This is a genomic window from Arthrobacter sp. NPDC058127, from assembly GCF_042884555.1.
Lineage (GTDB): Bacteria > Actinomycetota > Actinomycetes > Actinomycetales > Micrococcaceae > Arthrobacter.
This window is the reverse complement of the sequence record NZ_JBHVTT010000006.1, coordinates 78,868-98,594: the sequence shown is the minus strand read 5'-3', so window position 1 is coordinate 98,594 and position 19,727 is coordinate 78,868. Positions and strand designations below refer to the sequence as shown.

General features: G+C 61.6%; 14 protein-coding genes. 9 read left to right on the top strand and 5 right to left on the bottom strand.

Annotated features, from left to right (window positions below):
* Nucleotides 1-67: 67 nt before the first annotated feature.
* Both ACFVTG_RS11110 and ACFVTG_RS11105 read right to left on the bottom strand, forming a co-directional pair.
* Nucleotides 68-1,480: a pyridoxal phosphate-dependent decarboxylase family protein gene (locus tag ACFVTG_RS11110; RefSeq protein WP_390280361.1), complete on the bottom strand. Its 1,413-nt coding sequence runs from the start codon at nucleotides 1,478-1,480 to the stop codon at nucleotides 68-70.
* A 71-nt stretch (nucleotides 1,481-1,551) separates the two neighbouring features.
* On the bottom strand, nucleotides 1,552-2,724 hold the full coding sequence (locus ACFVTG_RS11105; protein ID WP_390280359.1) for an MFS transporter: 1,173 nt from the start codon (nucleotides 2,722-2,724) through the stop codon (nucleotides 1,552-1,554).
* A gap of 383 nt (nucleotides 2,725-3,107) precedes the next feature.
* Here ACFVTG_RS11105 and ACFVTG_RS11100 point away from each other — a divergent pair, with 383 nt between their 5' ends.
* The 3 genes from ACFVTG_RS11100 (at nucleotide 3,108) to ACFVTG_RS11090 (ending at nucleotide 8,188) form a co-directional block, all read left to right on the top strand.
* Complete coding sequence (locus tag ACFVTG_RS11100) at nucleotides 3,108-4,778, top strand: amidohydrolase (RefSeq protein ID WP_390280357.1); 1,671 nt, start codon at nucleotides 3,108-3,110, stop codon at nucleotides 4,776-4,778.
* Nucleotides 4,779-4,925: 147 nt separating this feature from the next.
* Complete coding sequence (locus ACFVTG_RS11095; RefSeq protein ID WP_390280355.1) at nucleotides 4,926-6,980, top strand: FAD-binding monooxygenase; 2,055 nt, start codon at nucleotides 4,926-4,928, stop codon at nucleotides 6,978-6,980.
* Between the two features lie 221 nt (nucleotides 6,981-7,201).
* Nucleotides 7,202-8,188, top strand: a complete 987-nt coding sequence (locus tag ACFVTG_RS11090; RefSeq protein ID WP_390280353.1) for a helix-turn-helix domain-containing protein — start codon at nucleotides 7,202-7,204, stop codon at nucleotides 8,186-8,188.
* Between the two features lie 349 nt (nucleotides 8,189-8,537).
* On the opposite strand, the gene ACFVTG_RS11085 is transcribed toward ACFVTG_RS11090, so the two are convergent.
* The gene (locus ACFVTG_RS11085; protein WP_390280351.1) at nucleotides 8,538-9,110 is read right to left on the bottom strand and encodes a dihydrofolate reductase family protein; all 573 of its coding nucleotides are present in this window, start codon (nucleotides 9,108-9,110) and stop codon (nucleotides 8,538-8,540) included.
* Between the two features lie 398 nt (nucleotides 9,111-9,508).
* A complete protein-coding gene (locus ACFVTG_RS11080) occupies nucleotides 9,509-10,390 on the bottom strand; it encodes a sugar phosphate isomerase/epimerase family protein (protein ID WP_390280350.1) in 882 nt (293 codons plus the stop codon).
* A gap of 216 nt (nucleotides 10,391-10,606) precedes the next feature.
* Here ACFVTG_RS11080 and ACFVTG_RS11075 point away from each other — a divergent pair, with 216 nt between their 5' ends.
* From ACFVTG_RS11075 to ACFVTG_RS11050, 6 genes are all read left to right on the top strand, one after another.
* A complete protein-coding gene (locus ACFVTG_RS11075; RefSeq protein ID WP_390280348.1) occupies nucleotides 10,607-11,782 on the top strand; it encodes a substrate-binding domain-containing protein in 1,176 nt (391 codons plus the stop codon).
* Nucleotides 11,783-11,926: 144 nt separating this feature from the next.
* Complete coding sequence (locus ACFVTG_RS11070; RefSeq protein WP_390280346.1) at nucleotides 11,927-13,234, top strand: ABC transporter substrate-binding protein; 1,308 nt, start codon at nucleotides 11,927-11,929, stop codon at nucleotides 13,232-13,234.
* A 56-nt stretch (nucleotides 13,235-13,290) separates the two neighbouring features.
* Nucleotides 13,291-14,253 (top strand): sugar ABC transporter permease, encoded by a 963-nt coding sequence (locus tag ACFVTG_RS11065; protein WP_284752581.1) that lies wholly within the window; start codon nucleotides 13,291-13,293, stop codon nucleotides 14,251-14,253.
* Entirely contained in the window at nucleotides 14,250-15,158 is a 909-nt protein-coding gene (locus ACFVTG_RS11060) for a carbohydrate ABC transporter permease (protein WP_390280344.1), read from the top strand. Before ACFVTG_RS11065 ends, ACFVTG_RS11060 begins: the two co-directional genes overlap by 4 nt.
* Entirely contained in the window at nucleotides 15,155-16,159 is a 1,005-nt protein-coding gene (locus ACFVTG_RS11055; protein WP_390280342.1) for a hydroxyacid dehydrogenase, read from the top strand. Before ACFVTG_RS11060 ends, ACFVTG_RS11055 begins: the two co-directional genes overlap by 4 nt.
* 67 nt (nucleotides 16,160-16,226) lie before the next feature.
* Complete coding sequence (locus tag ACFVTG_RS11050; protein ID WP_390280340.1) at nucleotides 16,227-18,605, top strand: polysaccharide lyase 8 family protein; 2,379 nt, start codon at nucleotides 16,227-16,229, stop codon at nucleotides 18,603-18,605.
* A gap of 80 nt (nucleotides 18,606-18,685) precedes the next feature.
* Here the strand turns inward: ACFVTG_RS11050 and ACFVTG_RS11045 are convergent, their stop codons facing one another.
* A complete protein-coding gene (locus tag ACFVTG_RS11045; protein ID WP_284752585.1) occupies nucleotides 18,686-19,591 on the bottom strand; it encodes a LysR family transcriptional regulator in 906 nt (301 codons plus the stop codon).
* Nucleotides 19,592-19,727: the final 136 nt, after the last annotated feature.

The window sequence follows — 19,727 nt, the reverse complement described above, 5'->3', positions numbered from 1 at the left end:
CATGAGGGGCCGAAGTGCAGCCCGCCCAAGCAGCTGTCTAAGCCACCGACGGTCCCGTGTCTTAGTGTCACGATCTGTCGTGCGCTGAACGTACCAGGTTCTCGACACGTTCGTTGAGTTCTTCGACGATGTCCTCAGTCTCTGGTTTCATGAGAACACTGCGTAGGATGCGGCCTCGTTCGATGTCCGCCTCCAAGCTGAAGCCCCGAAGCGCCATGTCTGCAGCCGAAACGTCATAGGTAGCAACATACAGGGCCTCGCTTGGCGGAAGTGCGATTCCGGCCTGCAAGACATGGCCGGAGACTCGATCGATTTCTGACAACGTAGATTCGGCGGGTAGATAGGTCAGGATATCCAGTTCCGGCTCCTGGAAGAGGATAAGTTCCTCGGACGCTCTAATTCGCTCTGCCCAGGCAACGGTCGCGCGTCTCCCCGCGCGCAGGACTTGGCCGAGCCCCTCTTCTGTCGGCGGGAGGAGCCGAAAAGTCATCCACAGTGCTGCGGCGGCTGCTCCCGAACGCGAACATTCGATGGAAATCTCGCCAAGGTGAAGATCCTCAGAAGTGAAATAGGTGTAGGGCGAATCATGTACATAGTGGCGTTGCACACTTGGATCACGGAAGATTACTGCCCCGCATCCATATGGTTGCAGGCCATGCTTGTGTGGATCGATAACAACGGAATCGGCGTGAGCGATGGCTTCAAAGGGAGCGCGGGCCACGCCGTCAACGGAGTCGTCGGCGATTATCCTGAAGAACCCTCCATAGGCGGCATCCACATGCACCCGCACCCCGTACCTTTCGCAGATTGGCAGTGCCAGATCGATGGGGTCAATTGCCCCGAGTCCGGTTGTCCCGGCTGTCATGACAACTGTTCCGACCGTTCCAGTGGACAGAATCGTCTCCAAGGCTTCCAGATCCATTTTGCCGGCGGCATCGGCGGGCACTGAGTGGCTGGTCATGCCCAGAAGGTGGCTCATGCGGCTGTGTGTGTAGTGAGCATCAGCGCTATAAGCGATGCCCTTGCGCGGGTGGATTTCGCGCGCGATAAAGAGTGCCTCGAGATTGGCAATCGTTCCGCTGCTGGTCAGGTGCCCGAGGTGCTCTTCATAACCGAACATTTCGGCTAGTTGTGCGACAACCTCCTTCTCCATTCGGGCCGTTGCCGGACCGCCGTCGAGGGCATGGTTGTTCGGGTTAATCAACATCGCAGTGACGTAGGCCACGACCGCCGCGGGGTGAGGCGGTTTGAGCATCTGCCCGATGTAACGAGGATGAAAAAATGGATAGTTATCACGGAGCCTGTTGATCAGATCATCGTGGACGGCAGCGAGGAGGTCGGCCTTAACGTCCATCGTTGGGTGCGGCTTGAAGTCCCCGTACTCTTCCATCCATCGAGAGACTGCGGAAATCGCCTTCTCAACCGAATCCTTCAGTGGGAGTTCTGCATCCGCGCTCATTCCCGGAAGCATCGAGGTCATGTTCTTATCCTTTGAATTGTCGGGGGTTCCGCAGCGCTGTGGGGCCTACGGTATTTTTGGTCGTACGGGAATCAGGCGTGCACTACTTTTCGCTGTGCTGTCAAAATGCAGACCAAGGAGGTCAACACACCGACTACGCCGAGCATGAGCATGCCTGTAAACGCGCCCCCGGCGGACTGGATTAAAGCTCCGCTGACCACTGGCCCGATGGCAAAACCGGCGCCGATCATGAGGTTGGTTGTGTTCATGATGTGGCCACCGCCGGAAAGATCAGCAAGCGTGGATAGCAGGTAGGGCAGGATGAAGGTCCAAGCGAACTTAAAGATGACGGCGGCCATTGCGAAACGCGCCAGCCCTGGTGTTCCAAAGAGCAAAGCGACGCTTATCGACATGACCGCGTATCCCGCGATGAGGTAGAGCTTCCTTTGTGGGGTGTCGCCGAGAATCGTCGCCGTCAATGCGGACACGATACCCGCGACCGTGGCGAGTGACAGAACAAGGCTGCTCGAAGATAGATCGATTCCAGCACCCGCAGAAATCTGTGCGATAAAGGACCACACGCCGCTGAGTGCAACATAGAACAACAGGACCGCGGCCAGGCCCAATGCAAATCTGACCGCAGGAACCCTAGCGCGGGTGTGGTCCCGGGGAATCGACTGTCTTAGCGCGTTTCCGTCGATGCCATTGACCACCAGTAGACAGAGAACGTCGAGCCCGGCTAGCGTCCAGTAGATAGCTGACACAGGCGCCTGAGAGAACAATGCCGGAAAGACGGCCAGGATCAGTGCACCCATAGCCAGTTGGCACACGACGAAAACGCCAAACGCTCTGCTCGGGTTGGCGGTTTTGCCGCTCAACGTAAGAATAATCACCGTAATGGACCCTGCCGCGAGCGATGTAACCACGCGTGTAGCCATCAGCAGGCCGAAGTCATCAAGCAATCCGGACACGACGTTGCCGGCTATTACGATAGTAGTGAAAACGTAGGTGGCCGTCCGCAGGTTTACGCGATTGAGCCAGAGGTAGGCGGGGACCGTTGCCAAGCTGAAGGCGCCTAGTTCGAGGGAGAACAGGGCCCCCACCTGCACTGGCGACAGTGCGAACTGAGTTATCAACTTGCCTGCGATCACGGGGGCAATGAGGAGTACGGTGTAAAGCACGGCGCTGTATGCGGCGATGTACGTGTATGTCCCTCGGCTTGAGGTCGACACTGCGGCTCCAGGGGTTTTGATGAGACTTGTCATTGGAGGTGGCTTTCAATGAGGAATGGTTGTTCGTCGAATAGACCTAATGTAGATGTGACCTATATCTCGCACTTTTCTTTGCGCGCAGAGAAGTTGACTAAAGCTGCCCGGGCGGAGTTCACTACGGGCCCTCGCGATCCTGCACCGGGAAATATAGGAGCACTCATCGATCGCGGCTGTCACTGGATCGTCCGGGGGATTTCCAAGCCACCGAACCGATAGCCGGGAGATCCAACCTCTGCCCGCCAATGCCCGGGCTGCAATATCTGTGCGCCCTGCGAATACTCCTGTGCGCGTGAGGCGAAGACTACCTGCAACCTTGCAGAGGACACTGGGCAATGAAAACCCAGTGTTCAAGCGCATCAAATCCCAAGGAGAGAATCGTGAACGATGTCCTTTCCCCTGAGCTCATCGTGGTCGGGGGCCCGGTCTATACAGCAGACCCCCAAATTGAGTGGGTTGAAGCCTTTGCGGTGCAGAACGGAAAGATAGTCGCGGTCGGCTCAGAGGCCGAAATCCGCGGGTTTGCAGTTGATACAACGACCGTTCTCGACACCGGCGGAAAACTTGTTCTACCAGGCCTGAGTGATGGACATATTCATCTGGGCCTCGGCGGTAGTCAGGCAGCATGGGAGCTTCCCATTCTGCCCACCGACTCGAAAGAGGTAATCTTCGAGAAGATCAAGGGCTGGTCTGCAAATTTGGGGCCCGATGAGTGGATTGTCGGTGGCATTGTCGGCAGCACCGTCATGGACGCCGTGATGAACGTAGACGACCTGGCATCGCTCGATGAAGCGGCCGGCGGAAGACCCGTACTCCTGCGAGACGACTCGATGCACAACCGCTGGGTGAACACGCGCGCACTCGATCTGATGCGAGTTACCGGTGACACTGCGGATCTTGAAGGCGGAAGCTATGTTCGCGACACCACGGGTCGGCTTACCGGGGTCCTGCATGAACTCGCCTCGGCAAACGCCGAGGCAGCATTTGATTCTTCGATCGCGGATCCCGACTCTCGCAACATTGCGTCACTGAAAAAGGCCCTCGAGGTCGTGAACTCCTTCGGGATCACGGCGGTTCAAGACGCCGCGACCATGGAGTATTCCTGGAAGGCGCTTTCGGCCATCGAAACCAGTGGTGAGATGTCTGCCTGGGTTGTAGGGTCCATGCCTGCGCGCCCCTTTATCGAATCCGGGTATGTCGGCGAAGAGCTCTTCGGAATTGCCGCCGGATACAGGAGTGAACATCTGCGCCCGGATTTCGTCAAGTTTGTGCTCGATGGCGTTCCGATGACGCGGACCACAGCGATGCTGCGGCCTTATGTTTGCCATGACCAGCAAGACCCGGGTTACGTCGGTTCCTCGTACTGGACCCTTGAAGAGCTCCTCGAAGCCATTGAGCTCTGCTACGACCGCGGCCTGAGCGGAAAACTTCACGCCACGGGCGACGCGTCCGTTCGGCTGGCGCTCGACGCAATCGAAATCATGCGCGAAAGGCGCGGGCCGGGTCCGGTGTTCCAGATCGCGCATGTCGAGTTCGTGGACGCGGCGGACGTTCCACGATTTGCGGCGCTGGGAGTAATACCTGATGCCTCTCCGTATATTTGGTACCCAGGCGTCATTCAGGAAAGCATCGGGAACCAAATCCCCGCTGAGACTGTGAATGCAAGCTGGGCCACAAAGGACTTGATTGATTCCGGGGCGCTTCTTGCAGCCGGCTCCGACTGGCCGTGCGTACTGCCTTCTCCGGACCCATGGATCGGAATTCAAACACTTGTGACCAGGGCCAACATTGACCCGACTGTAGCTGGCGAACTCAACCCCTCACAGAAGCTGACTGTTAGTGATGCCATAGCCGCATTCACTAGAAACCCGGCAGCCGCCATGGGTCTGGGCGCGGTAACGGGTTCGATCAAACCCGGACTGTCCGCCGACTTCATCCTGTTGGATCAAAACATCTTCGCAATCGACGCGCATGAGATTCATGCGACAAGAGTCGAAGCAACGTACTTTGAAGGCAAGAAAGTCTATGACCGAAGGCAGTCCGTCACGTAAGACCTCGGGCAATCCGCACTGCATGGTCCTTCTAGGCAGCGGACGGATCTGAACCACGCATTGGTTATTGAATACCGTGTTGAATTGCCGAGTACCCAACCACAAAGGGTGGCGATGAACAACCACACGACGAAGTGAGGAAAGCCCATGCAGTTCCACCATCATGGTTATGTGTCCGGTGACCCGCGGGTCCAGCCGGCCGCCGGTGTCGGCGTCAACAGGCCCGTGGACCTTCCGGAGGAGGTCGACGTGCTCATCGTGGGCAGCGGGCCCGCCGGGATGCTCGCCGCCGCGCAGTTGTCGCAGTTCCCGGGTGTCACAACCCGGATTGTGGAGCGCCGCGCCGGGAGGCTCGCGATCGGCCAGGCCGACGGTATCCAGGCCCGGAGCGTGGAGACGTTCCAGGCTTTCGGTTTCGCCGAGCGGATCATTGCCGAGGCGTACCGGATCACCGAGATGGCGTTCTGGAAGCCGGACCCCGCGGACCCCTCGCGCATCATCCGGACCGCCCGCGCCCTGGACGATCCGACCGGGGACATCAGCGAATTCCCGCACCTGATCGTCAACCAGGCGCGCGTGCTGGACTACTTCGCCGAGTTCATGGCGAACTCCCCTGCCCGCATGGCCCCCGACTACGGATACGAGTTCCGCGGCCTCGAGGTCGCCGGCGAGGGCGACTACCCCGTCACCGTCACGCTCCACCACACGGCCGGACCGGACGAGGGCCGGGAGCGCGTTGTCCGGGCCAAGTACGTCGTCGGGGCGGATGGGGCGCGGAGCAAGGTGCGGGAGTCGATCGGCTGCACGCTCGCCGGCGACCAGGCCAACCACGCCTGGGGCGTCATGGACGTCCTTGCCGTCACGGACTTCCCCGACATCCGCACGAAGTGCGCGATCCAGTCCGGCACGGGCGGCAGCATCCTGTTGATCCCGCGCGAGGGCGGGCATCTTTTCCGCATGTACGTCGACCTCGGCGAGGTGGACCGGAACGACAACCGCTCCGTGCGGAACACCACCATCGAGGAGATCATCGCCAAGGCCAACGACATCCTCCGCCCCTACACGCTCGATGTGCGCGACGTCGCCTGGCACAGCGTGTACGAGGTGGGCCACCGCCTCACGGACAGGTTCGACGACGTCCTGCCGGAGGAGCGCGGCACCCGCACACCGCGCGTGTTCATCGCCGGCGACGCGTGCCACACCCACAGCGCCAAGGCCGGCCAGGGCATGAACGTCTCCATGCAGGACGGCTTCAACCTGGCCTGGAAGCTCGGACACGTGCTCGAAGGCCGCAGCCCGGAGAGCCTGTTGTCCACGTACTCGGCCGAGCGCCAGGTCGTTGCCAAGAACCTCATCGACTTCGACAAAGAGTGGTCCACGCTCATGGCGAAGAAACCCGAGGAGTTCGAGGACCCCACCGAGCTGGAGAACTTCTACGTGAGCACCGCGGAGTTCCCTGCCGGCTTCATGACCCACTACGCCCCCTCAGCCCTTATCGCCGAGCCGATACACCAGGACCTGGCCGCGGGATTCATCATCGGCAAGCGTTTCAAGTCCGCGCCCGTGGTGCGCGTCTGCGATACCAACCCGGTCCAGCTCGGCCACCAGGCCAAGGCCGACGGACGGTGGCGCATCTACGTCTTCGCGGACGCAAGCGAAGCCGGCACGGCACAAGAGGGGCTCTCGCCCGTCGCGGACTTTGCCGGGTGGATCGCGAACTCGCCGGACTCGCCGCTGGCCGCAACGCCGTCGGGCGCCGACCGGGACGCGTGGTTCGACGTGAAGGTGATCTACCAGCAGGAGCACACAGGCGTCGACATCGGGGCCGTGCCGGCGGCATTCAAGCCCCAGGTCGGACCGTTCAAGCTCACGTACCTCGAGAACGTCTACGGCACCGACCCCTCGGCAGACATCTTCGAGCTGCGCGGACTGGACCGCGGCGGCGTCGTGGTGGTCGTTCGGCCCGACCAGTACGTCGCGAACGTCCTGCCCCTGACCGCGACGGCGGAACTCGCCGCGTTCTTCGCGCCCCTCCTTCGATCGGGCCGGACCGAAAGAGAAGCGCTGTCCGGAGTGAACGTAGACGCAGGCCTTGAGCAACCTTGCATGACATTTGTTGAACACGTGAAGGTTTCTTCGGCGTTCTCGGAAACGCCTTGGGGGCGATTCGCAAACATCCAAGGGGATGGCAACCGGAACTGATCGGGTGCATGCCGGAAGAATCCTGGACCAAGGTTCGCGGTTGCGCCAACGAACCCCAAGAACGGCGGTGTTCTTCGTCGCGGTATCCGCGATTTCGCGGGACCGGCCTAGGAACCAGCGAAACCCGTAGAATGCATTGGTCCGCTCCATGTGGCCTCTATCGAATCAAGACTCCGTTGGGAGTAATAGTCAGTTACTGTCCCGATACGAAAGAACCCAAATTGGCAGCAGCAAAGATCACCAGCAGCGAAATCCGTGATCTCAACGAATGGCGACAGACGGTGGCGTCCAGGCTGCTCCCACTAACCATTGACACCGACGATGTGGACGGCTTCCACGCCACGATCCAAGGCGTCACGGTTAACGGGATCCGGCTCTTCAACATCACTGCAACCAGGCACAGGCTCGAACGCACACGCCGCCTTGCGCAAGGAAACGCGGACCCCTTTTACTCAATCTCCCTTCAACTGAAGGGCACCAGCACCATCGAACAAAACGGCAACACGGCAACACTGCAGCCGAATGACTTCGCCGTTTACGACTCCACGTTCCCGTACCGGAGGACATTTCCGGACGATTCACAAACTCTTGTGGTCATGTTCCCACAACAGCTGATCAACTTGCCGCCCCGGGCACTCGCGGAGATCGCAGGCCTGGGAATCTCGGGTCAAAATGGTCTAGGTGCCATCGTCGCGCACTTCCTGGTCGGTGTCGCCGATAACTTGGAGGCGTTTCAAAGCAGCCTGGGCCTGAGCATGGCGCACTCCCTGGTGGAGCTAGTTTCGGCGGCATTCTCAGAGAAGCTAGGAGTCGTAGTACCGCACCGCTCCGATGCCCATCTGGAATTGACGATGCGGATCCGGGACTACATCATCTCCCAACTCTCTGACCCGGAGCTAGGACTAGACCAGATCGCATCGGCCCACTTTATTTCAACCCGACATCTTCAGGTGCTCTTCCGAGAGCAAGGGACAACTGTCTCGACATGGATGCGTGAACGCCGGTTGGAAATGTGCCGTCGTGATCTCGCTGACCCCCTCGGACAAGCAGAATCTATTCGGGCAGTGGCTGAACGTTGGGGCTTCTATAACCCTGCGCACTTTTCCCGCATTTTCAAAGATGCATACGCCTACAGCCCCCGAGACTACCGCCTGAACGTGCTTCACGGCCAAGACACCAGGCTCAACGCTGTCGACTCCGGGGCTTGAAGCCGTAGTTTCTGGCGATAAGCCCGCCGAGCCTACGGGATGTAGTGACGCCTCGGGCGTGTCATTACTTGTGAAAGGGGCGCCCATCAGCCATTGCTACGGGTCGTCGAACAGGCGTGCACAAGTGCGCACTTTGCCGTCGGATCGGGCCGGACTGGCCCGGATTATTGGTCGAGATGCGGCCTGCTCGGTGGTCAGGTGGGCGCAAGGATTTGCTGTGGGAGATGGTGCCGGATGTCCAGCGTCAAGAGGTGTGAGATCCTGCATGGCCGCTACCTCCTGGACAGATAGCGTCCGAGCAGGATCTGGACAGCGGCGCCTAGATGGTCTCTAGATAACCGGAGTTCTCTTAGCGGATGACGTTGAAGACCTGTTTCTGCAGGCCGTTGCTGTAGGCGTCCTGCTCGATGAGCTTCAGCCTCTGGGTGTCCTTGTCGGTAGTGCTGAACAGTCTCTTGCCGGCGCCGAGGAGCAGCGGGAAAACGAGGAGGTGGTAGCGGTCGATGAGTCCGGCGTCCGAGAGTCCGTTGTTCAGCTGTGCGCTGCCGTGGATGATGATCGGGCCGCCCTCGGTCTCTTTGAGGGCGGCGACCTCCTCGAGTGAGCGCAGGATGGTCGTCTCGCCCCAGTTGGAGACGAGTTGGTCGTCGGTGAGGGTCGTGGAGACGACGTATTTCGGCATGGTCTTGTAGTGTGCGAACTCGGCCATGTCCGGCCATACAGGACTGAATGCCTCGTAGCTGACCCTGCCCATCAGGATCGCGGTGGATTCCCGTTGCTCCCGCTCTTTGATCTCGAATGCCTCGGGGACGAATTCGATGTCCTTGAAGGTCCATCCGGAATTGCGGTAGCCGGGTTCGCCGCCCGGGCTGTCCACGATGCCGTCGAGGGAGATAAATGCGGTGCTGATCAGAGTGCGCATGACGCTTTCCTTTGGTGTGTTGTGATCGGTTGTCATACTCGCCGCTCTAGCTGTGGTCGCGGTGAGGTCTTGGTGGGCTGAGTGAGGGTCAGCTGAGGAGGCTGGTTAGCCGATGATGCTGCGACCCGGCAGCCACAGCGCGCGACGGCTCGTCGTGACTGGCTGGTCACTAGGTGCGATCGAGGTGGTTCTGGACATGTCGGTCTCCTTGTCGAGTGGTGGGGTGGCCGCCTGCAGCCTCTGGTCTCAGTTTTCTACCGAACATTTTATTTGTCAAGAACAGATTAATTGTCGGTTTTCAATCGTGGCATGTTCCGGCGCGTTGGTGGCATTGGGCTCGCTGCCGGACGCGGCTGGCGGACCACGAAGCGGGCCCGGGCTTTGACAGCTATGTCGGGTCAACCCATGTTCCGGTCATCCTCCAGCGGATGCACGAAATGGCCTTTTGCTTGAGGCCCCGTCAGTTTTTCAAACCACTGCCTCATTCCGGCCAAGGCCACGGCCAGTTCCGGGAGCTCGGGATGCCACGGGCGCTCCCACTCCAATGAAAGCCACTCGGTTCGGTCTTCGAGGAGAGCGAGGATTTCGTGCAGCGGAATATCGCCCTCACCGAGGAGCCGTAACCGTCCGTCCAGGTTGGCATCTTTGAGTTGCGCATAGCCAAACCACGGGCCGATGGCTTCGAACGTCGTCGCGGGCAGCTCACCGGCAGTGGCCGGGTGGAGAACGTCCCAGATGATTTGGACGCCATGACCGGGGCATATCTCTTCCAAAAGGGTCATGACCCGCCGGACGTCGCTTCCTCGAGGATGCGAGTCATGCGTTTCTAGATAAATTCGGATATCAGGTGCGGAGCGGGTGGCCGCCGCGAGCCGCCTTGCGATGCGGGCATCCGAATCCGGGCCAGCTCCGCCCGGAAAAACGCGGACCCCTGCCGCTCCCAAGTCACGAGCGAGAAGCATCTGAGCCTCAAGCTCGCCGAGTACGTGGTCGTCGCTCTGCCCCGGATTGCCTACACGTACGTACGTAGCTACGCAGACGACGTGCAACCCTGCCGCGTCGATCCGCCTACGGATCCAGCCGCGCTCTTCACGGGATAAGCCAGGATGCACTGCTTGTCCTGCCATGGAACGGAGTTCGAGCCCTTGAACCCCGTAGGTGGCCGCAATGTCCAGAATCTCCTGGAGAGACGCTTCAGGGCAGCCGAGCGTAGAAAACGCAACCTTCGCCTTCACGAAGTTCTCACCAACAAAGCGGCCGCCGCTGAGCTTTTCGCCCACTTCACTATCAATTCTTCTCCTCCGATGAAAGTGCCTTGATTCAAGGAGAAGTCCCTGAGGAACCTGGGGTCAAGCATTGGTAGGTCATTTGAACAACAATGCACACATCCCGCGACCGAGGTTTGCGGTCCTTCTTCTCCTTGACTTTCGAAGCCCGCGTCCGCTCTAGTTCATACTGAACAAATCAAACACAAGTGAACTTGATGGGAGACGCTCATGCTGCCCGAGGACCGGCACCTGCAGATTCTGAAGGAGTTGGCTTTTCATGGCTCCCTGAGCGTTGAGGATTTCGCGGCAAGAATGGGAACGTCAGGGATGACGGTCCGTCGTGATTTGGCGGTGCTCGCGGAGCAGGGGCTTCTGCAACGCGTCCGAGGTGGTGCCGTCCCGGTTGCCGGGTCCGCCATGGAAAGCGCCAGACGTGGCGCTACCGGCATGATCCGCCGGGGACCTTCGGCTCCTGGGGGCGTTCCTCCGTTGTCGGGGCGGCCGGGCGGGAGCCGCCCGCTGGCGACGATCGGCATGATCGTCCCGTCGGCGTCGTACTATTTTCCGGGGGTTATCCGGGGCGCTGAGGCCGCCGCGCATGAAGCGGGCGTGCAGCTGGTTCTGGGGGTTTCCAACTACTCGGGCGCCGAAGAGCGACGACAGCTCCGCCGTCTGTTCGAGCACGGCGTTGACGGCATCCTGGTTACGCCCTGCGAGGTTTCATTGGCCGGGACTGAAACCCTCGCGTTGTTGGCTGAGGCCACGGTGCCGGTGGTCGTCGTCGAACGCTCCATAGAGGATATTTTGGACGAAAGCCGGCTGGAATCCGTACGCAGCGACCATGTGCGCGGGGCGGAGATTGCGGTCAACCATCTCCTGTCCATCGGCCACAGAAGGATTGCGCTGTGCGTTCGGGAGAAGACTCCCACGGCCTCGCAGGTCATCGAGGGCTACCACCTCGCCATGCGGCGGGCCGGGACGCCGCAGGACCCCACCATGGTGCGCCCCGTGTCCCGCGCGCTGAACGATCCACAGGCGCACCGCCTGGTGTTGGACGGGATCCTCGACTGGTGCGCCGAGTCGCACGTGACGGCCGCGATCGTGCACAGCGATGAGGACGCGCTGCAGTTTGCCAGCGCCTGCCAGGATCGCCGCGTCCGCATCCCCGAGGACTTGGCGATCATTGCGTACGACGACGAAATCGCGGCACTCGGGGCCGTTCCCCTCACGGCCGTGGCACCGCCGAAATACGACGTCGGACATGAAGCGCTGCTGATGTGCCTGAACAGGATCGGGGCCCAACGACGGGGTGTGTCGGCGCTGCAGCGACTTAGTCTTTCTCCCAGTCTCAACATCCGCGATTCCACGCAGAGCCAGGCGCTTGACGTCGGGGCCGCCGGATGACGGAGGCCAAGACAACCTCACTCCGGTTCTAGTGTTCAATTCTGTTCATTCCGTTGATATGTTTACTCGCTGACCGTTTCATTGGGAGTTAAGTGCTTCAAAGCACACCACGACTTCGCATCGTGAACTTCAAAGGAGAACAGAATGAAGCGTCGCCAGCTTCTGCTCGGAGCGGCCAGCCTCGTGGCCAGTGCCGCCCTCATCACGTCCTGCGGGACCACACCGTCCGCAACCCCGACCCCGGCTCAAGACCCTGCCGGCACCATCACGTTCTGGTCCTCGCTCGCAGGCATGGACAAGGTCGCCGCAGCGTTCAACGCAAGCCAGAACAAGATCAAGGTCAACTTCGAAACCGTCCCCAACGGCGCCAGCGGGGGTTACGCCAAGCTGTCCACCGCCATCACGGCAGGCAACGGTCCCGACGTGGCCACCATCGAATACCCGCAGCTGGCCGAGTTCGTCAGCAACGGCCAACTCCAGCCGCTGGACGGACTGATCGACAAGTCCGCCACGCTGGACAAGCTCTCGGACCAAGCCCGCGGACTGGTGCAACTCGGCGGGAAGACCTACGCCCTTCCCTACGACACCACACCGATGGTCATGTGGTACCGCAAAGACCTGCTGGAAAAAGCAGGCGTTGAGGTTCCCAAGACCTGGGATGATTTCGAGAAGGCCGGCCAGAAGGTCAAGGCAGTGGCACCGAATGCCTACCTCGCCAGCTTCTACCCGAACGATCCGGTCGTCACCGCGGGCCTGGCCTGGCAGGCCGGTGCCAAGTGGTTCTCAACCGACGGCGACAGCTGGAAGATCGGCGTCAAGGATGAGGCCACGCAGAAGGTGGCCAACTACTGGCAGAAGTTGATCGACCAGAAGATCGTCAAGGTCGAACAGTCCTTCAGCGACGAATGGTCCGCCGATCTGGCCAGCAGCACCGTTGTCGGTGTCCTCGGCGCGAGCTGGAGTGCCCCTGGCCTGCAGTCGCGTACGAAAGCAAACAACCAGGCTGGCCAGTGGATCGCGGCCGAGGTGCCGAACTGGGGCACCCCATCCAACGGTTTCCTGGGCGGTTCCAGCTTCAACATCCCCAAGGGCAGCAAGAACCCCGCTGCTGCCGCGAAGTTCATCGAGTTCCTCACCACCAACCCCGACGCCGTCAAGGCTCGCGGCAGTGCCGGCTCGGCCTACCTGGCGTTCCCGGGACTGACTCCCGTGGCGAAGGGCGCGTTCGACGCGAGTTACTTCGGCAACGACATCTACGCCGTCTTCGACAAGGCCTTCGCCTCCGTCAAGAGCGGCTGGCAGTGGGGACCGAACTGGGACCTCACCAACACCGCCATGAAGGATGCTTTCGGCAAGCTGACCACCGGCGGCACCGTCAAGCAGGGCATCGAAATCGCGCAGACTGCCACGGTGGGCGGACTCAAGCAGAATGGTCTCTCCGTCAAGGAGTAGGCCCGTCCGGCGGGGTGGCTTCATGGCAAGCCACCCCGCCAGCGAGGAGATTCATTATGGTGAACCTAGCACCCACAAAACCGGCCAGCCGCGTTGCGGCCGCACCCACTTCCACCATCCGCAAGCCGCGCGGCCTTTCCGGAACCGGCGGCCGCACCGCCGCCCTGTTCCTTACCCCGTTCTTTGCCGTCTTCGCATTGGCGATGGTGGCACCCGTCATCTATTCGATCGTGCTGAGCTTCTTCGCCCAGCAGAAGTCCGGCCTGGGCTTCGGCGAGGCCAAGACCGCATTTGTCGGCCTCGAGAACTACCTGCAGGTCCTGCAATCCGAGGCTTTCGTGGGCGGCATCGGCCGCCTCGCGCTGTACTGCGCTCTGTACATTCCCTGCATGGTAGGCGGCGCCGTGGCGTTCGCCCTCCTACTGGATGCCGCCGTCGCACGGGCCCGAAAGCTGTTCCAACTGTTCGTCTTCCTGCCGCATGCCGTGCCGGGCGTCATCGCCGCGCTCATCTGGGCCTATATGTACACGCCGGGAGTCAGTCCCATCGTCTCCGTCCTCGAAACCGGCGGCATTTCGCTGAACTTCCTGGACGCCCACCTGATCCTGCCGTCGATCGTGAACATCGCCGTGTGGGAATGGACGGGCTACAACGTGATCGTGCTCTTCACGGCGCTGCAGGCGGTTCCGCGGGAAGTCCTGGAGGCCGCGCGTGTTGACGGAGCCGGGGAAATCCGTGCGGCCCTCAGCATCAAGCTGCCGCTGATCCTGCCCGCACTCAGCGTCATCATGCTCTTCACCGTGATCGGCACGCTGCAGCTGTTCACCGAACCCTCCATCATCTCCAAGGCCACGGCGTCCGTCACCAGCACATGGGTTCCGAACATGTGGGCCTACGACGCGGCCTTCAATCGGCACAACCTCAACCAGGCCGCGGCCGCCTCCATCATCATTGCGCTCATGGCCGCCGTGCTGTCCTGGGCCGTCACCCGCTTCAGCTCAAGGATGAACAAAGCATGAGCGCCACCACCTTCCCCCGGCCCCGAACTGCGCTTGCGCCTTCACCTTTGAAACGACGCCGGGCCGCCCGAGTCGGGTTCGCCAGCACATTCACCGTGAACGCACTCCTGATCCTCGGTTGCGCCTACATGGTGCTTCCGGTGCTGTGGCTCTTCTTCGCCTCCACAAAAAACACCGCGGACCTCTACGGAACGGCGGCCTACGCTTTCGGGCACCCGGCCTTCTTTGACAACGTCGTCGCGGTCCTGAGCCAAGACGGCGGCGTGTTCCTCCGCTGGATGGCGAACTCCATGTTCTACGCGGCTTTCGGAGCCGTCTTTGGCGGGCTCATCTCGGTCATGGCCGGGTACGCGTTCGACAAGTTCCAGTTCCGCGGCAAGGACTCCTTCTTCGGTATCGTTCTGGTGGGCGTCCTCATCCCGAACACCGCCACCGTCCTGCCCATGTATCTGCTGGCATCGGTCTTCGGGATCACCAACACCATCTGGGCCGTCCTCATCCCCGTGCTCTGCAACCCTTTCGGCGTCTACCTGGCCCGGGTTTACTCCGCGGCCTACGTCCCGGCCGAAACGCTCGAAGCCGCGCGTGTGGATGGGGCCGGAGCCATCCGATCCTTCTTCTCACTCGGCCTGCCCATGATGCTCCCCGGATACATCACCATCGCCCTGTTCCAGTTCGTCGGCGTCCGGAACAACTTCATGCTCCCGTTGGTGATGCTCCAGGACCAGCAACTGCTCCCGGTCAGCGTCGGTATTTCCATCTGGCAGGGCTACGCCGTACCGCAGCCGGAATTCACACCCCTCGTAATCACTGGGTCCCTTCTGTCCATCGTGCCGCTGCTGCTCGCGTTCATCATGCTGCAGCGATTCTGGAAGTCCGGCCTGACGGCAGGGAGCGTCAAGTGACCCTCAACGTTGCCTTGGCCATGCCGGCCCACACCGCCCAGGCCCTGTTCCCGGAACGCAGCCTCGACACCCTCGAGCCTGAACTGAACCTCCTGAGCCTTGAGCCCATCCAGGACTTTTACGCACCCGAAGGCAAGGCGCTGCTCGCGGAGGCGGACATCCTCATCACAGGCTGGGGCTGCCCCATGATTGACGACGCCGTCCTGGATGTGGCACCGCGCCTGCGCTACGTCCTGCACGCGGCCGGGAGCGTGAAACACCACGTCGCGGACGCATGCTGGGAACGCGGCGTCCAGGTCAGTTCCGCCGCGGATGCCAACGCTATTCCGGTCGCGGAATACACCGTAGCCATGATTGTCCTGGCCAACAAGCGCGTCCTTCAGATCGCCCGCGCCCTGCACACCGCCCGGGCAGAGGTCCTGCCGGAACAGCTCTTCCCCGATATGGGCAACTACCGCAAGCGCGTCGGGATCATCGGTGCTTCCAAGATCGGGCGCCACGTCATCCGCCTGCTGGCTCCGTACGAGCTGGACGTCGTGGTGGCCGACCCTTACCTCGACGCCGCCAAGGCGGCCGCGCTCGGCGTCGAGCTCGTCACCTTGGACGAGCTCGTGGCGAGCAGCGACGTCGTGTCCCTCCACGCGCCGTCGCTTCCCTCCACCAAGAACCTCATTGACGCCGGCCGGATCGATCGGCTCCGCCCCGGAGCCACGTTCATCAACACCTCCCGAGGTGACCTCGTCGACCAAGACGCCTTGCTGGCGCGGGTGGAGCGCGGTGACCTCTATGCCGTGCTGGATGTCACCAGCCCTTGGGTCCTGCCACCGGACTCCGGCTTCTACACGCACCCAAATGTGCTGCTGACCCCGCACATCGCCGGTTCCCTGGGCAACGAACTGGAACGCATGGCAGCCAGCACCATCCAGGAAGCCCTCCGGCTTTCCCGGGGCTACCCCCTCGAGTTCCGCGTCCGCGCCGAAGATCTCGGCATCACCGCCTAGTTCTCATTTGTGCCTCGGCGTTCAGGGCGCCGAGGCACGTCCACCACAAATACTTAGGAGCAACTCCGTGTCACCACAGATCTCACGCCGAACGGTACTCCAGGCTGCAGGCACACTGTCCCTCGCGGCCGTGGTCAGCTCCATGTTTGCCCAAAATTCCTGGGCGGCGTCAGAGCCGAGCGCCGCGGACTTCGCCGCGCTGCGGAGCCGCTGGGTAGACCAGATCACCGGCCGCACGGTGATCCAGGCGGGGGATTCAGACTTCGCCACGGCTATCACCGCGCTGAACAACAAGGCCGCAGCTTCGCTGGCCAAGGTCAACCGGGCGGCAGGCCGTACCTCGGTTTTCACCGATCTGTCGCTCGCCAACGACGTCCAAATTGTTGCCACCTACCAGCGTCTGCAGCAGCTCGCCATCGCCTGGGCGACACCCACAGCCACAGTGTTCGGGGATGCCTCCGTGCTCGCCGACATCAAAGCGGGGCTGGCGGACGCGCATGCCGTTGCCTACAACGATACGAAAGTAGAATCCGGAAACTGGTGGAACTGGGAAATCGGTGTGACAAGGGCCTTGGCCGATACGTTGGTCCTGATTCACGGCGAACTGTCCGCCGCTGAGATCGCTGCCAACTGCGCAGCCATCGACCACTTCGTGCCGGACCCATGGCAGCAGTTCATGGCACCAAGAGCCAAGGTCACGTCCGTGGGGGCCAACCGCGTCGACCTTAGCCAGGCAATCATCATCCGCTCCTTGGCCGGGGAAGATACCGCGAAGCTTCAGCACGCCATCAAGGGCCTGAGCCAAGTATGGCAATACGTCACTAGCGGAGACGGATTCTTCAGGGACGGCTCCTTCATCCAGCACAGCACCACCGCATACACAGGTTCGTATGGGGTAGTGCTGCTCACTGGATTGTCCAAGCTGTTCGCGCTCCTTGGCGGCACGGCCTTTGAAATCACCGATCCAAGCCGCAGCATCTTCCTCGACGCAGTCGAGGGTTCGTACGCGCCGTTCATCATCAACGGAGCCATGGCGGATGCCGTGCGCGGCCGCACAATCAGCCGAGAGGCCAACACCGGCTACGACCTCGGGGCTTCCGCGATTGAGGCCATCCTGCTCCTGGCACGCGCCATGGATCCCGCCGCTGCCAGAAGATGGCGGGGCCTGTGCGCCGGATGGATCACCCGCAACACCTACCGCCCGATTCTTGCAGGGGCCAGCGTGCCCAGGACCGCCCTGGTCAAGGAACTCCAGGCCACGGGAGTTGCGCCGGCCGTGGAGGCCCCGGGGCACCGGCTCTTCCCCGCCATGGACCGTACCATCCACCGCGGGAGCGGCTGGGCACTGTCCTTATCCATGTCAAGTAACCGCATTGCCTGGTACGAATGCGGCAACGGCGAAAACAACCGCGGCTACCATACCGGTTCCGGCATGACACATTTCTACACGGCTGACCTGGGCCAATACGACGACGCCTATTGGGCCACCGCCAACTACGACCGGCTGCCCGGCACCACCGTGGACACCACGCCCTTGCCGGACAAAGTGGAGGGCGAATGGGGCGCGGCTCGCCCCGCAAACGAGTGGACGGGCTCCGCGGCCCTGGGCGACGTGGCCGCCGTCGGACAGCATCTGGTGGGTCCCGGTGGCACCGGTTTGTCGGCCAGGAAGTCCTGGTTCGTCAGCGGGGACGTCGCCGTATGCCTTGGCGCCGACATCAGCACCAGGAGCGGTGCCCGCGTGGAAAGCATTGTGGACCACCGCAATCTCCACCAAGGAATCAACGCCCTCACGACGGCGTCAGGCACCATCGCCGAATCGGCCGGCAGCGCAGTGGTTCTGGACGACGATCGATGGGTCCACTTGGAAGGGTTCGGTGGCTACGCGATCCTCGGTGCCTCGCAGCTCACGGTCCTCCGCGAAAGCCGCTCCGGAAGCTGGTCGGCGGTCAACCTCCTTGCCGGCAGCACCACCGTCCAGCAGCGCAACTTCGCCACCCTCTATATCGACCACGGCGTAGGCAGCACACCGGGCAGCTACGCCTACGTTGTGGCTCCAGGGGCATCAGTCGCCCAAACAACGCAGATCGCAAAAGGCAACAACCACACGGTGATCCGCAACGATGCCACAGCCCAGTCCGTGGAATTCAAGACCGAAAAGACCACCGCAGCAACCTTTTGGAGGGCCGGAACAGCGGGGGAACTTGGTGCGTCGGGTCCCGCGTGCGTTGTCTACTCCAGGCACGGAAATGTGCTTAGTCTGGCGGTCAGCGAGCCCACGCAGAAGGCTTCCAGCGTCACGTTGACGCTGCCCGAAGGAACATGGTCCACCGTAGTGGAAGGCTCCGGGGCGATCCTCGGCACTGACACCGAAGGCCGCTCAACGCTCACGCTAGACACTGCCGGACTTGGCGGCCAGACGCAGACCTTCAAATTCCGCCGCTAAGGGAAGAGCGGGCACCGTGCCGCTGCCACAACAGCCAAAAACGACCCGGATTTTCCACGTCCGGGCGTTGGTCGTGAGGTCTAGTTTTGGGATGTTCTCGGGCTGCGAACGAGCCGCACGAGCTCCGCCTCCGGGCCTGATAGTTGACGGGGGCCGTTCCACACCGCACGCAGCGCCCGGTGGAGGACAAGATCTTGGACCGGGATGATCTTTAGTTCTCCGGTCTTTACTTGGTCTGCTACTGCGAGGGTGCTCATCACTGAAGGACCCATGCCGGCCAAAACGCTTGTACGGATTGCGGCCGCGCTGCCAAGTTCGAGCAAGGGAGCCGCACGCGTGTACTCGGCCAATGCAAGGTCAAGCGTGATCCGGGTGCCTGACCCCGGTTCGCGGACCAGCAGCGATGTTGATGCTAGCTCGGCAATGGAGATGGGTTGCCGTCGCCGGGTCCACGGGTGTTTAGGATGGACGACGACGACGAGTTCGTCGCGGGCCACGGTGAGGTTATGCAAGGTGCGGGGGATGGTGGGGGATTCCACGAAACCTATATCGCAGGCTCCGCTGGTCACATCCTCAAATACCTGAGCGGAATTATGGACAAGCAGGTGTATCCGCACTTCGGGGTGCAGCTTTCCAAAGGTGCCAAGCCAACTGGGCACCAGGTGCTCGGCGACGGTCATGCTCGCGGCTACCGTCAGTGCGGTCCGCCGCTCAGCGCGCAGGGAATCGGTAGCCTGCAACATCTGCCGTGTTTCGGCGAGGATTCTTCGCGCCCAGTGGGCCACGACTGTGCCTTGGGGGGTGAGTGTGGAGCCTGTTGGACTGCGCTGCAGCAGGGTCATGCCCAGCTGGCGCTCCAACACTCTGATCGATCGGCTCGCGTTGGGTTGAGCTAGGCCTGCCTGTCGGCTGGCGGCGCTGAGGCTTCCGTAATCGTCCACTCCAACCACTAGTTCCAGTACGGCCAGATCCGGCCACTTTGCCATGCGCTAAGCATATAACAGGGCGATAGGTGTTGCTATTTTGATATACCCCTATGTAAAGAAGACGGCTATCTCGGGACCAGGTCTCCAGCGAGAATTGGGAGATGAGTAGCCAGGAGATCCAGCCAGAGCCTGGCGC